This is a genomic window from Pontibacter pudoricolor (assembly GCF_010092985.1).
GTDB lineage: Bacteria > Bacteroidota > Bacteroidia > Cytophagales > Hymenobacteraceae > Pontibacter > Pontibacter pudoricolor.
Map to the genome: position 1 here is coordinate 3093273 of NZ_CP048106.1, position 15819 is coordinate 3109091.

A 15819-nucleotide genomic window follows, 5' to 3' on the forward strand; every position below is an offset into this window, starting at 1 on the left:
TACTCTGCTCTTCAAATGTGACCTAAACTATAACTTCCGCTTTGCCAGCGATATTCTTGTTTTACGGATATGCCTTGTTGCCAGGAATTGAAGCCTTTCGTTGAAGAGTATCCAGCCGCCTATTGCCCCAATTACGCTACCGGTTAAAATATCAAAGAAACGGGCCTTGATCAACTCACCTGGGTTTATAGTTAAAGCGGTTCCGGTCTCTGCCAGAAAAATGGTAAGCACAGTAATGAAAACAACCGCAATGCCATAGTTGCGCACTACCAAAAACTCGACAATTATCTGCAACAGGATAATGCTCAGACAGATGGTAAGCATAGATGGGTTTAGCAACAGGATAAACCACGTAAGCACCAGCCCGATAAACGTACCCAATACTCGCTGTGCGCTTCGTTGCCAGATATGTGTTGCGCTAATTCCCTGCATTACAGCTGCACACGAAGTTGGCACCCAATAAGGAGTATCCAGTTTCATTAAATGTGCAATGAGCAGCGAAACAGCCACAAAAAACCCGAACGTAACCGACTCTAAAAAATTGATATACTGGTTTTTGGTTACGGTTATAACTTCATCAGCAGAGCGGATATTTCTTAAGGTTACCAAACTATAAACCAAACCCAAAAGGCACGAAATCATTGTTCCGATACCCACAAGCCCAATGTTATGGGGCACTGTTGCGAGGTTATGCGGCAAAGAGATGGCAACCGATGCGATCATGATAAAAAAGAAGTTGCCTGGCGGGCGCACCATTTTAAGATAATAAAGCACCAGGTGAACTGTAAAAGCATACAAGCCCAGCACTATAGATGCCACCACCGGGTTAAAACCAAACAAAGCTCCCACCGCATACGACACCATAATCCCGAACGAACTGGCCATCAGCACGATCATGCGCCGGGCAATACTCTGGGATTGTATGTACAGGATAACCAGTGCTGCCATCGAAACCAGTTTACCATCCTGTAAATTATCAGTAAAGTAACCGGCCAATACCGGAATACCCACACAAATACCAGCCAGAACAGGCAGATGCCATTTCCGGTCTGTTTGTCTGAATTCGAAAAGCTGCTTTAACATATGCGGCATACCTGTTAAACGTATTCTCATTATCTAACTGGTTTCAAAGGTATAGGTTAAGTTGTTTACCTGTTTTGTGCACGATCACAAATTAAGTTTCAGCGCCAGCCACACTTCAGCAATTGGTAGAGACCAGGGTGTGTACTCAGGCCTGGGCTTAACTATAGTTCTGAAAACAGAAGACCTTTCCGGGGAAGATTAAATTGTCTCAAATCAACTTGAAGGTTTGTACCGTACATGGCAATTATGGCCCGGACTATAAAAGCTATACTTGTATTGTTTGCAGTGCTGCTGCCTTTGCACAGCTATAGTTGGGGCTTTTATGCGCACCAGCGCATTAACCGGCTGGCTGTGTTTGCACTGCCTCCCGAAATGGTCGGGTTCTATAAAAAGCACATCCGTTACATTACCGAGAATGCCGTTAACCCCGACAAGCGCCGTTATGCTGTTTCAGGCGAAGCCCCGCGCCACTACATAGACCTGGACATGTACGGCGACAGCGCCCTGTATAAACTGCCCCGTTACTGGCAGCCGGCCGTCGCGCAATTTACAGAAGACACCCTGATGGCCTATGGCATTGTTCCCTGGCACATCAACTTTATGAAGTACCAGCTCACGCAGGCTTTTAAAGAACGAAATTTAGATAAGATTCTCCGGGTCTCATCTGATCTGGGCCACTACATTGCCGACGCCTGCGTGCCACTACACACTACCAGTAACTATAACGGGCAGCTTACCGGCCAGCGCGGCATACATGCTTTCTGGGAGTCGCGGTTACCGGAGCTGTTTTCTGATAACTATGACTTTTTTGTAGGTCCTGCCCAGTACATTACCAACCCGCAGCTTAGAGCCTGGGACTTGGTGGCAAGCGCCAACATTGCCCTGGATTCTGTGCTGCAATTTGAGCGCCAGCTAACTATAGATTTCGATGAAGAAAAGAAGTACGGTTTCGAGCTCCGCAATAACCTGACTACCCGTGTGTATTCTAGAGAGTTTTCGGAAGCATACAGCAGAAAACTGAACGGCCAGGTAGAGCGGCAGATGCGCTTAGCGGTACAAGCCGTCGCCAGTTACTGGTACACAGCCTGGGTAGATGCCGGTCAGCCAAGTTTAGGAACACTTGCCACATCATTAACTCCCGAAGAACTGCACCGCCTGGAAATGGAGAAGAAAGAATACGAGACTGGTCCGCATAAAGCAAGAGAGGAAAATTAGGTTAAACTTGTCTGAACCAGGATTAAGTGAGATTTAAAGGATTTTTGGGATTGGGCTAGTGCTTTAGTTGTGGCTATAGTTCTATAGTTAGCGTTTTACCCCTTCCCAGCCTTCCCCTTTTATCGAGGGCCCCTACCCCAAAACAGGGGAAGGAGCTTTTGGTTGCTGTTATAGTTTACGCTATAGTTTTATAGTTGCTGTTTTAACCCACCCCTGCCCTCCCAAGAGGGGAATTTCGTTGTTGCTATAGTTAAAGATATTGTTTTATAGTTGCCTTTTAACAGCCCTGTAGTCCCCTTGAGGGCAGGGTCGTTTCATTCTATAGTAACCTGTAAGTTCTATAGTTTCCGTTTGTCATCCCCCTGCCCCCTTCGAAGGGGGACTTTTCTGCTACTGCTTGCCCAACTGTCATTTCGACCAGCGGGAGAAATCTGAGTTTGCTATAGTTTGAGTTATGGTTCTATAGTTACAGACCAAGATCGGACAGGTCGCGACCTGTCCCTGCGGAATTACAACCACGATAAATCTCGAAGCTTAACCGGTTCAAACTATAGACAAAAGTAGCTATGCGAAAGATCACAGTCTTTGGGTTGAGCGCCTTTGCTTTGTTGCGGTGCCGCCAGGCAACCCGAGGTACGAGGGTAGCAAGAAAGCAGCAGCGCGATGCCCGAAGACGGGGCCTCCCGGCCGTGAGGGCACCAAGGCCAACTATAGAAAGATAGGTAAGTAAAGCTCCCAGGATTAAAGAAGGCTATGAAAGAAAAGGCTTGGTTCCAGCTGCAACTATAACTAACTATAGAACCCAGATTTCTCACTTTGTTCGAAATGACAAAATAAGAATTATAAGGCACATAAGATGTCTCACAGCTACGCTGGTTCGCTCCGACTCGCGTCTCAAGAATGTTCGAAATGACAAAAGAAAAACTATAGGACATATAAGATCCCTCGGCTAACGCTAGAGATGACTGGGAGGAAGTGATAATAAGATGAACTTTATTCAAAACGCCTCTTATAACCTTCATTTTCCTGCGACTCCAAAAATCCCTATCTTGCTGCACCTTAAAACATTCTTCTTCATGAACATAAACTATACTTCCCGCATCAGCTGTACATGGCTGTGCCTTGTTTTTTGCCTGTTGCTGCAGCCCGCTTTCGCCCAGAAAGCCAATACGGCTGCCACTATAACCAAACTCGATGCCTATTACCAGAAAGCCTTAAAAGACTGGGACGTGCCCGGCATGGCCATTGCAATTGTAAAAGACGACTCTGTGATCTTTGCCAAAGGTTATGGTGTGCTTAACAACAAAACCGGCGGACAGGTAGATGCCAACACTATTTTTGGAATCGCATCAAATACTAAAGCCTACACTTCGGCTGCACTTGCTACACTGGTAGATGCCGGTAAAATAAAATGGACGGACAAAGTGAACAAGTACATCCCTTCCCTGAAGATGTATAACCCTTACGTTACCGAGAGCCTGACGATAGAAGATCTGCTGAGCCACCGCGCCGGATTAAAAACGTTTAGCGGCGATCTGCTTTGGTACAACACCAACTATAGCCGAGAAGAGATCATCCGGAGAATGCAGTACCTGGAGCCTGCTTATGGTTTCAGGGATGGATATGGTTACTCTAACGTGATGTTTATTACGGCTGGCCAGGTGATCGAGAACGTGACCGGCAAAACCTGGGAAAACTATATCAAAGAAACATTCTTCCAGCCATTGGGCATGAACCGTTCTTATACTTCGGTAAACGAGTTGAAAGGTGTGCAGAACGTGGCTTCGCCGCATGGTTTTGATAAAGATGACAAGCCTGTAGCCACCACACTAAATGCCTGGGACAACTGGAATCCCGCTGCCGGTATTTTTACAAGCGTAAATCAGCAGGCCCAGTGGATGCGCCTGCAACTGAACCGTGGTAACTACAAAGGCATCAAGATTTTCTCTGAGAATACAAGCCGCCATATGTGGCAGGCCCATAATCCGATACCAGTATCAAAAGGAGCTGAAGAGTTTACGCCATCCACACACTTTAATGCGACAGGTCTGGGCTGGTTCGTGAGCGATTACGAAGGTCGTAAAATGGTTTACCATGGTGGTGGCCACGAAGGCATGAACAGCCGCACGGTACTGGTGCCAGAAGAAAAACTGGGTATTGTGATTCTTACCAACAGCATGAGCAGCATTATGACACCGATTGCCAACTATACATTAGACCAGTTCTTTGGTATGCAGAACGGCCGTGACTGGAGCCAGTTTACCCTGGACATGATGGCAAAAGCTAAAAAAGAACAGGCCGAAGCGGCGGCAAAAGTGCCTAAAGAAAAGAAAAAGCATAAGAGCAAGCCTACTATGGACCTGAGCGCTTATACCGGCACATACCACAGCCAACTCTATGGTAATGCTACAGTTAGCTTAAAAAATGGCAAACTGGATATACAACTGGAACCGGCACAAACTTTAGGAGGCACCTTACACTACTGGCAGCACGATATTTTTGACCTTGACTGGAAAAACGATTTTGCCCTGCTAACACCAACGCGCGTGCGCTTCCTAGTAGGCGAAGACGGAACTATAAGCCAGATGCGCTTAGACTCCGACAACCCTGATTTTCATTTTGATGAGCTTAAATTTGAACGTATAAAATAGCCTCAGGCAAAGGCAACTATAAATACAAAAGCCGCACTTACGGGTGCGGCTTTTGTATTTCCCTACGGAACTATTAACTTAGGAAACCAACATTGCAATAACGCCAACAGCGGCGAAATATCCTGCGATAATCCAGTAAGCTAACTCATCTTGATTTTGGTAAACGTTTTTCATCATAAACAACCTTTAATCGTTAAACACTGATTTATCCCTTTGGCTGTCTTTATATTATGGGCTACGTGCCTTGTTATCAATTTGTTAGCTTAGGTTAAAAGAAACTCCAAACAGACAAATTATAATTATTATAATGCAATTATCTGTCATTAAAATGTAACACTCCTTCTGTTTTGATGAGGTGGCAGGCAATAAGCCGGGTGGGTTAACGGCGGGAGTTATGCAAAAAGAAAAAGGCTCGCTGCAGGTATTGCAGCGAGCCTTTTAAACTATATAAAAACTGTACTAAACCAGCTTTTTGTAACGGATACGCTTTGGCTCTATATCGCCCATGCGCTTCTTTTTATTTTCTTCGTATTCGCTATAGTTACCCTCAAACCAGTATACCTGCGACTCGCCTTCAAAAGCCAGGATATGCGTACAGATACGGTCCAGGAACCAGCGGTCGTGCGAGATAATAACAGCGCAACCTGCAAAGTTTTCCAGGGCATCTTCCAGGGCACGGATCGCATTCACGTCCAGGTCGTTGGTAGGCTCATCGAGTAATAATAAGTTACCGCCTTCTTTCAGCGTCATAGCCAGGTGCACACGGTTACGTTCACCACCCGATAGTTTATCTACCTTCTTCTCCTGGTCGCCGCCCGAGAAGTTGAATTTACTTACATACGCTCTGGAAACGATCTGCCGGCCAGCCATCATCATGTGTTCCGTACCGCCCGATATCACTTCAAAAACAGACTTGGTAGGGTCTAGTTGCGCGTGTTCCTGGTCTACGTAAGAGATCTGCACCGTAGAGCCAACTGTAAACTCACCGGCATCCGGTTTCTCCTGGCCTGTTATCAGCTTAAACAGTGTGGTTTTACCGGCACCGTTCGGGCCGATGATACCAACTATACCACCCTGCGGTAAAGCAAAGTTAAGGTCCTCGAAAAGCAGTTTATCGCCGTAGGCTTTGCTTACATGGTGGGCCTCTACAACCTGGCTACCCAAACGTGGTCCGTCTGGTATAAACAGCTCCAGTTTTTCTTCTTTCTTGCTGGCCTCTTCGCTGGCAAGTTTGTCGTACTGGCTTATACGGGCTTTAGATTTGGCCTGGCGTGCTTTCGGGGCCATACGTACCCACTCCAGCTCGCGCTGTAATGTTTTCTGGCGCTTGCTTTCGGTCTTTTCTTCTTTAGCCAGTCGGTTAGCTTTCTGCTCCAGCCAGCTGCTATAGTTGCCTTTCCACGGAATACCTTCGCCACGGTCCAGTTCCAGTATCCAGCCCGCCACATTATCCAGGAAGTATCTGTCGTGGGTTACGGCAATTACAGTTCCTTTATACTGCTTTAAGTGCTGCTCCAGCCAGTCTACCGATTCAGCATCCAGGTGGTTGGTAGGCTCATCCAGTAACAATACATCCGGCTCCTGTAACAGCAAACGGCAAAGGGCCACGCGGCGCTTCTCCCCACCCGACAGGTTTCCGATAATGGCATCTTCCGGTGGAGTTCTCAGGGCATCCATGGCGCGCTCCAGGCGGTTATCCAGTTCCCAGGCGTTGTGGTGGTCGAGTTTTTCCTGCACTACGCCCTGGCGGTCGATGAGCTTGTTCATCTCATCGTCAGTCATCTCCTCGGCAAACTTCATGTTGATCTCGTCGAATTCCTTCAACAGAGACACCACTTCAGCCACACCTTCTTCTACCACTTCGCGCACTGTTTTGGTCGGGTCCAGTTGCGGCTCCTGCTCCAGGTAACCTACACTATAGCCCGGGCTCCAGACTACTTCGCCTTGTATCTGCTTATCTACACCTGCAATAATCTTCAGCAAGCTTGATTTACCGGAACCGTTAAGGCCCAGCACACCAATTTTAGCGCCGTAGAAAAAGGACAGGTAAATGTTTTTAAGTACTTGTTTTTGAGGAGGGTAAACTTTGCTTACCCCGGCCATCGAGAAAATGATCGTTTCGTTGCTCATGCTATCGTTCTGTCAGGTTATACTTCCGGAAATGCCAAAACTGCTTATACAACAATGCTCAGCCATCGTTTTGGTTTTAGTGTTAATTACAAATATCGTAAAAATTCATGCATTTACCCTTCAGTATATTGCCACGAAATCGTTAAACTTGTAAAATACTGTTGGGTTTAGTATACTTATACTTGCTTTGCAACAAGTTTGCCTTTAAACTGTTTGATCTCTCCACTTTTACGAATGTGCTCAATTAAACACGAAAGGTAAAGCTGCGTATGCTAAAGTTAGTTTAAAAAGTGCCCTTACCCTATTTTTCGACGCAAAACCCGATCCAGTCAAATGGAAAACAACGATCTATTGGAAGAAGCTATGAAATATGGCTTTATTCAGGACCAGCAGGTGTGGCTGAAACCCTTCATGAGCTACCCGGCACGCCAGGTTGGCGAGGTAAAAGAATCTGAAAACGACTCCTTAGTATACTTTGCGAGACGTTTTGAAATGTTCCGTGAAAAAGTAAACTCCCTGTTGGAGCGAATAGCGTCATCCGAGAACAAGGGATCCTTTCTGATGAAAGTGCTTCATATGAAAGAACAGGTAGGCAACTACGATGCACTTGGTGATTTTGAAGCTATTTACCATATCCTTAGCAAAGCTGAGGAGGATATAAACGAAACTATAAAACAGAACCGGGGAAAAAACCTGGCTATTAAAATAGGCCTGATACAGGAAGCCGAAGCGCTGCAGGACAGCATTGAGTGGAAAGAAGCATCGGACCAGTTAAAAGAACTTCGCTCTACCTGGATAAAGACCGGCCCTGTAGACAAAGACCTGACCGAAGAAATTGAGGAGCGCTTTAGAACACCGATTGAGGCGTTTTTTGAGCGTAAGAAAAATTTCTTTGAGGATAAGAAGCGCATGCAGAACTATGCCTACGATAAGTACAGAGACCTTATCAGGCAATCGATAGGGCTGCAGAACTCCGACGACTGGGAAAATACCACAGCAAAGCTGAAGCAGCTGCAAAACCAGTGGAAAGAGATAGACAGCAGCCTGCCGCGCAAGGTGACCAGCAAACTATGGCTGGATTTCCGGAAAGCACATAACCACTTTTTTGAGCGCCTGAAGGTTAAGATAAACAGCGAGAAGAATGCCTCGCGTGAGCAGTTTTATGAAACCAACTACGACAAGAAAAAGCAGCTGGTAGATGAGGCGAATGGTTTGCTGCAGCAGCACAACCTGAACGACGCTGTTCGTCGCGCTAAGGAATTACAGGCGGAGTGGAAAAAGGTTGGTCCTGTGCACCCTACGGTATCAGACCAGGTGTGGGAGCAGTTTATAAAAGCCTGCGACAGGATATTTGAAACCAGCAGCCTGGAACACTACATACGCAAGCGCCAGCAGGCTAATAACGAGAAGCTGAGCGAAGCAGATGGCCTGAATGCCCGCATTAACGCCTTAAAGGATTTCATAAAATCTGATAAGAGCGAGCTTGAAGTATTGGAAGAGAACCTGGATAAACTCAGTGACTCGCCAAGCAACGATACCTTCAGAAGCATGCTGCAAGGCAAGATCCGGAACTTTAAGCGTAAGATTAACACAAAGCAGCAACTGATAGAAGGGTTTAAGGAGCAATTGGGAGCTTATAGCAACAACGCCTAACCAAACCCGAATCCATATCTTACAAAAGCCTGCCGCGTGCAGGCTTTTTGTTTTAAAGTGTATTAAAAGGCTTTAGTACAGCTTTTGTTACAGATTTATAGTTGTTATTTAAAATTTAACTACTCAATTTAAACATTTGGTATTTATTTGCGTTGTGTTGTTAAAAACAAAGAAAAAAGCAATTTTTCAAAGTATAAATTTTTGTTTTTATTTTTATTTATACTTTTGCAAACCAATTTGAAACTAGCCAACAATTAGTTAAGGAGACACATACTATGTACTGGACACTTGAATTAGCATCATACCTGGAGGACGCACCCTGGCCTGCAACTAAAGATGAGTTAATTGATTACTCAATCCGCTCGGGAGCACCAATGGAGGTTGTAGAGAACCTGCAGGCTTTGGAAGATGACGGACAGCCTTACGAGAACATCGAAGAGATCTGGCCTGACTATCCTACCAAGGAAGATTTCATGTTTAACGAAGACGAGTATTAATAATTAGTAATTACTAATGAATAATGAGTAATTGCCCTTGGGTAGCCCCAGGAATATTATTCACTAATCATTCATCATTACTCATTGAATAACATCGTTGAAGTAAAAAATCTGGTTGCGGGTTATGAGGCACGTCCTCTTATCCGCAACCTTTCTTTTTCTATTCCCGCCCCTGCCTTTGTTGCCATCATCGGCCATAATGGTGCAGGCAAGACCACTTTTTTCAAAACTTTTCAGCAGAAGGTGGCTTATAAGGGCGAGCTGTTGGTACAGGGCCACGACCTGAAAACACTGCCGCACGCTACCAAACAAGGCATTCTCTCTTATCTGCCGCAGCGCAATACCGTTTCTTTTTCTATTAAGGTGATAGATCTGGTTGTGATGGGTCTTTTCCGGAAGAAACGGTTCTTCGAGCATTACACTTCCCCGGATTACGATACGGCTGCCAACGTGCTGGCTCAATTACAGCTCACCCACTTACAGGATCACGATTTCACCACTTTATCGGGAGGGGAGCAGCAGCTGGTGTGGCTTGCGCAGTTAATGCTGCAGGATGCAACTATAAACCTGCTGGACGAGCCCACACAGCAATTGGATGTATACTATAAGAACAAGGTATTCAAGCTGCTGCAAAGCTGGGTAAACGACACCTATAAAACAGTGCTCTGCATTACCCACGACCTGCACAACCTCATCCCGATGGAAGGCTACCTGATCAACTTATCTAAACCGGAACCTGAGTTGGAAGTTATCTCCCGGGAAACTGTTTTATCGAACCAGGAATTTCTGGAGGCTGGGCGGCTAGCTGTCTGAATCACGATTTACAGGATTTTAGGATGAACAGGATTTCTACTGTTGAGATGTAAGGTACTATATTTACACTGTATCCGGTATCTAACCGGTGACGCGTAGTGTACGCGAGTCTCCAGACTCGCTCAGCTATAGTTTCAGAGGCAAAGTGATTCCTAAATTAGACCTGTAAGTTTCATAGCGGAGACGCAAGATATTGCGTCTCTACACTCCGGCTAATTCCAAAAATTCCCCCTAATTTGCGGTTCAGCCAAAAATCTCGTTAAATCAGCTTAATCCTTTAAATCACTGGTCGCAAAAGCCCCAGCCAAAATCAGATCTTCAGGAGTTGTTATTTTAATGTTGCGATAGTTACCTTCCACTAAGGTTATAGTTTCTCCAATGCTTTCCACAACGGAGGCATCATCGGTAAAATAATCCTGTTCCGGTTGCTTATATGCTTTTTTAAGAATCCCGGCTTTAAATACCTGCGGGGTTTGCATGAGTTTATAGTTGGCGCGCGGCACGGCTTTACTTCCCCGGGCGTCAGTTCCCGGATAGAGTCTTTCGGTGACACGGCTACTACCCCACTTCCATAGTTTGCAGCAGCTTCAAAAGCGGCTTTTATAGTTTCAATTTCCACAAAAGGGCGAACGCCATCGTGCACCGCAATTACCCCATCTCCCATTACCGCATCCAGTCCGTTTTTTACAGAACCAAAGCGTGTTGTTCCACCCGGCACCGTCATATGGAACAGGGTGAAATTATACTCTTTACACAGCTCCCGCCACGTAGTTAGCTGCTCCTTCGGCAATACCACGATCAGCCGTATAGTTGGGTTATAGTTGTGAAACCGCTCTATCGTATGCATCAGTATCGGTTTACCGGCCACAGGTATAAACTGCTTGGGTACATCGTGCTGCATCCGGGTGCCTGAGCCACCGGCAACTATAATCGCATATTCAGGGAGTTGTTGCGCCATAGCACAAAGTTAGAAAGTTTGGAATTTAGAAAGTTAGAAAGTTTGCAGACCCTTATTTGCACGCAGCCAGCGCTTCAACATCGTCTGAGTTTATAAGGTGTAGGTTTCGAGTTATCTTTTCTGCATCCCAATCCCACCAGGCTATTTGCTGAAGTTTAACTATCGTCTCATCCGGGAAGCGCATCTTTACAATCTGTGCGGGGTTGCCAGCTACAATGCTGTAAGGGGGTACATCTTTGGTTACAACGGCTTTAGTGGCTACCACTGCCCCGTCTCCTATCGTCACTCCCGGCATTATAACAGCTTCATACCCTATCCACACATCATTACCGATCGTAGTATCTCCTTTTGTCGGGTATTTCTCCTTAAGGTCTACACCGTCTGTAATTTTCTCCCACCCATTTCCGAAAATAGCAAAAGGGTAAGTAGATACCGGTTTGGTTTCGTGGTTACCACCATTCATGATAAACTTTACACCTGAGGCAATTGCGCAAAACTTTCCTATGTGGAGCTTATCCCCGATAAAATCAAAGTGATACAATACGTTTTTCTCAAAGTTGAGCGGATCCTCCAAGTCGTCATAGTAAGTATAATCACCAACTATAATGTTAGGGTTTTGGATGATGTTTTTAAGAAAAACCAGCTTTTGGTGGTGTGGCAACGGGTTAATAGTTCCCGGGTCAGGCCCAGTCATAGTTTTACAGGTTAAGTAGTTGCTATAACGAACGATACAAAAAGCCCCAACCATTATGGCCGGGGCTCTTGTTTTAAAGTTGGTAAGGTTAACCTTACAAAATCAGCATCACGTCGCCGTAGCTGAAGAAACGGTATTTCTCTTTTACAGCTTCTTCGTAGGCTTTCATTACCAGGTCATAACCACCAAAAGCAGCTGTCATCATCAGCAGGGTGCTTTCCGGCATATGGAAGTTGGTAACCAGCGCATTCGCAATTTTAAAATCATATGGAGGGAAGATGAAACGGTCTGTCCATCCTTCGTTTGGCTTCAGGCGGTTGCTCGCTGATACCGAAGACTCCAGCGCACGCATGGTTGTTGTACCGATGGCGCACACGCGCTTCTTGTTGTCAAGTGCTCTGTTCACCATCTCAGCAGTTTCTGCAGGAACGCTGAAGTTCTCAGAATCCATTTTGTGCTTGGTCAGGTCTTCCACATCAACCGGGCGGAAAGTTCCCAACCCTACGTGCAATGTAAGCGGAGCAACATCCACACCTTTAATCTCCAGGCGCTTCAGTACTTCTCTTGTAAAGTGCAGGCCGGCAGTTGGCGCAGCTACGGCACCTACGTTTTTGGCATACACCGTCTGGTAACGCTCACGGTCTTCCGGCTCAGCTTCGCGCTTAATGTAGCGTGGCAGCGGCGTTTCGCCCAGGTCGTTTATAGTTTTGTAGAATTCTTCATCAGTGCCATCAAACAAGAACTTAATGGTACGGCCACGCGACGTCGTGTTATCGATAACTTCAGCTACCAGGTCGCTTTCGCCAAAGTATAGTTTGTTACCAACACGTATCTTACGGGCCGGGTCAACGAGCACATCCCACAGGTGGATATCCTTGTTCAGTTCGCGAAGCAGGAACACTTCTATCTTGGCTCCGGTCTTCTCTTTGTTACCATAAAGGCGGGCCGGAAACACCTTGGTATCATTTACTACCATGATGTCGCCATCATCAAAGTACTCTAAAATATCTTTAAAGATGCGGTGCTCGATCTTGCCTGTGTCGCGGTGCAACACCATCATGCGTGATTCGTCGCGGTTTTCGGATGGGTGTGTAGCCAGGAGCTCTTCCGGCAGATCGAACTTAAATTCTGATAATTTCATAGACAAATATTACGGTATTTGGATTCCAAAGGGTAAAAGGCTTTAAACTATAACTCGAAGTTGCCTTTAGGAGTTTCGGAAAATTAACCCGGCAATAAACAAAAAAACGAGCCGCAAATTTACTCAGTTTGACCGAAATATTGTTACTTTTAACAAAATTTACTTTCCATAACACAAAAACCGATGATATACCTGCGCCTGATTGCAGAAAGCATACGATTTGCCTGGCAGGCTTTGCGTGCCAACATGCTGCGTACGTTACTTTCGTTGCTCGGTGTAACTATAGGCATCTTCGCTATTATCTCGGTTTTTACTCTTGTAGACTCTCTGGAACGGAACGTGCGCGACAGCATGAGCTTTATTGGCGATAAGGTTTTGTATGTGGAGAAATGGCCGTGGAGTTTTGGCGGCAGCTACCCGTGGTGGAAGTATTTTCAGCGTCCGGAAACAACGGTGCGTGAGTTTAAGCTACTGGACCGTAACCTGACCAACGATGCCGGTGTGGCAATTTTTGCAAATAAAGGAGGCAGCACTTACAAATACCGCAGCAACAGTTTCTCGGACGGCATGCTGATGGGCGTAACATATGACTATAGCAAGGTTAGTGAAATTCCGATAGAAGAAGGCCGCTACTTTGTACCGCAGGAAATTGATGCATCCCGCAACGTGATCGTGATAGGCAAAGAGATCGCTGAGACACTTTTCCCTTTCGGCAGTGCTATCGGGCAGGAACTTAAAGTTGGCGGGCAAAAGTTCAGGGTGATTGGCGTGGTAGAAAAGCAGGGCGAAAACATATTCGGTGCGCCCAATTTTGACCAGATGGGCATTATCCCGTTCGGCTCCTTCAGTAAAATGTACGATACCGGCCCGGATGGCTTGGGCACAACTATAGCTGTAAAAGGCCGCGAAGAAGACGAAGGCCTGCAGGAACTGGAATACGAGGTTCGCGGCATGATGCGAAACATACGCGGCCTGCGCCCCCGCGACGACGATAGCTTTGCGATTAACCGCCCCGAAATGGCCACACAGGCTGTAACCGGCTTTTTTGATGTAATTGGCCTTGCCGGTTGGGTTATTGGTGGCTTTGCCATACTGGTAGGCGGCTTTGGTATTGCCAACATCATGTTTGTGTCTGTAAAAGAGCGAACCAACATCATCGGCATACAAAAATCACTGGGCGCCAAAAACTATTTTATACTTTTCCAGTTCTTATTCGAATCTGTGTTCCTGAGCCTCATAGGCGGCGGCATTGGTATCTTGCTGGTGTTCCTGATCACTATTATTCCGCAGGACATGATGAAGATAAGTCTTTCTGTAAGTAACATTGTGCTGGGGCTTGGCGTATCCGCGGTGATTGGGATGCTCTCAGGTATAATTCCGGCCGTGCTGGCATCAAATCTTGATCCTGTTATTGCAATCCGCTCTAAATAAAGTTAATTTACACCCCGCGCTTTTGCAGTGCTCCCTCACTGCCTGCATTTTTGCGCGCTAAATATTTTTGATGATGAAAGGCGCCAGATAAAAAGCGCCGCAGGGTACTGTTGCCCTGCCGAGAAGATGATTTAATTTATTATGACAAAGCTTAGAAAAACGAGCAAGACGAAGTTACACGACGAGTCGCTTAACTCTGGTAGCGGGCGTACCATTTTAAACCCCGATGCAAACGATAACAAGGCAAAATCTATTACCGACCTGCGCGAAGCCGGTGAAGTAATGGCTCCTCCTGCCTCTGAAGAAGATATCCGCATACGTAAAGCGTTTGTAGACAAAGACTGGAATGAGATTAAAATAGCCGACTCGTGGCAGATATTTAAAGTAATGGCTGAGTTCGTGGATGGCTTCGAGAAGCTGGCCAAGATCGGTCCGTGCGTTTCTGTTTTCGGATCAGCAAGAACCAAAGCCGACAACAAATACTACTTAATGGCCGAGGAAATTGCTGCCAAGCTGGTGCGCCATGGTTATGGTGTAATTACTGGCGGTGGCCCGGGCATTATGGAAGCCGGCAACAAAGGAGCACACTCTGAGGGTGGCAAATCGGTAGGCCTTAACATTCACCTGCCATTCGAGCAGTTCAACAACATCTACATCGACGCTGACAAGCTCATTAACTTCGACTATTTCTTTGTGCGCAAAGTTATGTTTGTGAAGTATGCACAGGGTTTTGTAGTGTTGCCTGGCGGTTTCGGTACGCTTGACGAATTATTTGAAGCGATAACACTTATCCAGACAAGAAAAATCGGTGCCTTCCCGATTGTGCTGGTAGGCCGCGAATACTGGGGTGGCTTGTTCAAGTGGGTAGAAGATGTGATGCTGAACATGGAAAGCAACATCAGCCGCGAAGACCTGGACCTGGTGCACATTGTAGACGATCCGTCAGAAGCTGTAAACATTATTGATGCATTCTACAGCAAGTACCTGCTTTCTCCAAACTTCTAAGAGAAACAACTATAGTTTATACAAAAGCCCGCTGCTAACACAGCGGGTTTTTGTTTGCCTGCGCGCTACCTCCTATAGTTAGTATACTCTTCCTATATGCCACCGTATACTCCCTGTATGAATTGGAGAGGCATACTAAACCGAAGAAAACGAAAAGAGCTTAAAAAAGACCTGAAGGTACAGGAAAAGCAGAACCTGGAAGTACGCGACAGCCTGGCCATGCAACGTACCAGAATGGCAAACGAACGCACACTTCTGGCTTATATGCGTACTGCCACCGCCATGATCCTGGCAGGGCTTACCTTTATTAAGTTGTTCGATGACCTGTTTTACATAGGCGTGGGACTGGTCTCTATTCCGATGGGTGTAGTGGTAGCTTATTTTGGCTACAGGCGCTATAACAAACAGAAACTGGATATAGCACGAAATGCAACCTTATATTCCCCTACCAGCCCTATACTGGCCGAAGTAGTGGCCCAGGAAAAAGCAGATCCTGATACGGAAAGCCCTAATCCTATAGTTTAGTTTACAACTATATACTGCTTACC

15 protein-coding genes are annotated in these 15819 nt (G+C 46.1%); 9 read left to right on the forward strand and 6 right to left on the reverse strand.

Translation table 11 applies throughout. From position 1 onward, the window contains the following. Positions 1 to 27: 27 nt before the first annotated feature. Entirely contained in the window at positions 28 to 1113 is a 1086-nt protein-coding gene (locus GSQ66_RS13445; RefSeq protein ID WP_238395689.1) for an FUSC family protein, read from the reverse strand. Positions 1114 to 1159: 46 nt separating this feature from the next. Here GSQ66_RS13445 and GSQ66_RS19060 point away from each other — a divergent pair, with 46 nt between their 5' ends. The 3 genes from GSQ66_RS19060 to GSQ66_RS13455 all read left to right on the forward strand — a co-directional run bounded on the left by GSQ66_RS19060 (position 1160) and on the right by GSQ66_RS13455 (position 4949). Further along, positions 1160 to 1285 carry a hypothetical protein gene (locus GSQ66_RS19060; RefSeq protein WP_262887830.1) on the forward strand — a complete coding sequence of 42 codons (126 nt, stop codon included), beginning with the start codon at positions 1160 to 1162 and terminating at the stop codon, positions 1283 to 1285. A 44-nt stretch (positions 1286 to 1329) separates the two neighbouring features. Then, positions 1330 to 2298: a zinc dependent phospholipase C family protein gene (locus GSQ66_RS13450; RefSeq protein WP_162429066.1), complete on the forward strand. Its 969-nt coding sequence runs from the start codon at positions 1330 to 1332 to the stop codon at positions 2296 to 2298. Positions 2299 to 3347: 1049 nt separating this feature from the next. Continuing rightward, the gene (locus GSQ66_RS13455; RefSeq protein WP_238395691.1) at positions 3348 to 4949 is read left to right on the forward strand and encodes a serine hydrolase; all 1602 of its coding nucleotides are present in this window, start codon (positions 3348 to 3350) and stop codon (positions 4947 to 4949) included. A gap of 459 nt (positions 4950 to 5408) precedes the next feature. On the opposite strand, the gene ettA is transcribed toward GSQ66_RS13455, so the two are convergent. Next, positions 5409 to 7079, reverse strand: coding sequence for an energy-dependent translational throttle protein EttA (gene ettA, locus GSQ66_RS13460; protein ID WP_162427939.1), 1671 nt, complete (start codon positions 7077 to 7079; stop codon positions 5409 to 5411). Positions 7080 to 7412: 333 nt separating this feature from the next. Between ettA and GSQ66_RS13465 the strand changes: the two genes are divergently transcribed. From GSQ66_RS13465 to GSQ66_RS13475, 3 genes are all read left to right on the forward strand, one after another. Next, positions 7413 to 8732, forward strand: coding sequence for a DUF349 domain-containing protein (locus GSQ66_RS13465; protein ID WP_162427940.1), 1320 nt, complete (start codon positions 7413 to 7415; stop codon positions 8730 to 8732). Between the two features lie 275 nt (positions 8733 to 9007). Continuing rightward, the gene (locus GSQ66_RS13470) at positions 9008 to 9229 is read left to right on the forward strand and encodes a DUF2795 domain-containing protein (protein ID WP_007652164.1); all 222 of its coding nucleotides are present in this window, start codon (positions 9008 to 9010) and stop codon (positions 9227 to 9229) included. An 84-nt stretch (positions 9230 to 9313) separates the two neighbouring features. Continuing rightward, complete coding sequence (locus tag GSQ66_RS13475) at positions 9314 to 10042, forward strand: ABC transporter ATP-binding protein (protein WP_162427941.1); 729 nt, start codon at positions 9314 to 9316, stop codon at positions 10040 to 10042. A gap of 269 nt (positions 10043 to 10311) precedes the next feature. Here GSQ66_RS13475 and GSQ66_RS19165 read toward each other — a convergent pair whose 3' ends face one another. From GSQ66_RS19165 to queA, 4 genes are all read right to left on the reverse strand, one after another. Then, the gene (locus GSQ66_RS19165) at positions 10312 to 10491 is read right to left on the reverse strand and encodes a 2-C-methyl-D-erythritol 4-phosphate cytidylyltransferase (RefSeq protein WP_317164244.1); all 180 of its coding nucleotides are present in this window, start codon (positions 10489 to 10491) and stop codon (positions 10312 to 10314) included. After that, positions 10407 to 11000: an IspD/TarI family cytidylyltransferase gene (locus GSQ66_RS13480; RefSeq protein WP_317164199.1), complete on the reverse strand. Its 594-nt coding sequence runs from the start codon at positions 10998 to 11000 to the stop codon at positions 10407 to 10409. Before GSQ66_RS13480 ends, GSQ66_RS19165 begins: the two co-directional genes overlap by 85 nt. Before the next feature lie 52 nt (positions 11001 to 11052). Beyond that, positions 11053 to 11694, reverse strand: coding sequence for a CatB-related O-acetyltransferase (locus tag GSQ66_RS13485; RefSeq protein WP_162427942.1), 642 nt, complete (start codon positions 11692 to 11694; stop codon positions 11053 to 11055). 94 nt (positions 11695 to 11788) lie between these two features. Next, positions 11789 to 12835 (reverse strand): tRNA preQ1(34) S-adenosylmethionine ribosyltransferase-isomerase QueA, encoded by a 1047-nt coding sequence (gene queA, locus GSQ66_RS13490; RefSeq protein WP_162427943.1) that lies wholly within the window; start codon positions 12833 to 12835, stop codon positions 11789 to 11791. Between the two features lie 183 nt (positions 12836 to 13018). Here queA and GSQ66_RS13495 point away from each other — a divergent pair, with 183 nt between their 5' ends. The 3 genes from GSQ66_RS13495 (at position 13019) to GSQ66_RS13505 (ending at position 15796) form a co-directional block, all read left to right on the forward strand. Further along, positions 13019 to 14266: an ABC transporter permease gene (locus GSQ66_RS13495; RefSeq protein ID WP_162427944.1), complete on the forward strand. Its 1248-nt coding sequence runs from the start codon at positions 13019 to 13021 to the stop codon at positions 14264 to 14266. A 282-nt stretch (positions 14267 to 14548) separates the two neighbouring features. After that, positions 14549 to 15271 (forward strand): LOG family protein, encoded by a 723-nt coding sequence (locus GSQ66_RS13500; protein WP_238395900.1) that lies wholly within the window; start codon positions 14549 to 14551, stop codon positions 15269 to 15271. A 117-nt stretch (positions 15272 to 15388) separates the two neighbouring features. Further along, entirely contained in the window at positions 15389 to 15796 is a 408-nt protein-coding gene (locus tag GSQ66_RS13505) for a YidH family protein (RefSeq protein WP_162427946.1), read from the forward strand. Positions 15797 to 15819: the final 23 nt, after the last annotated feature.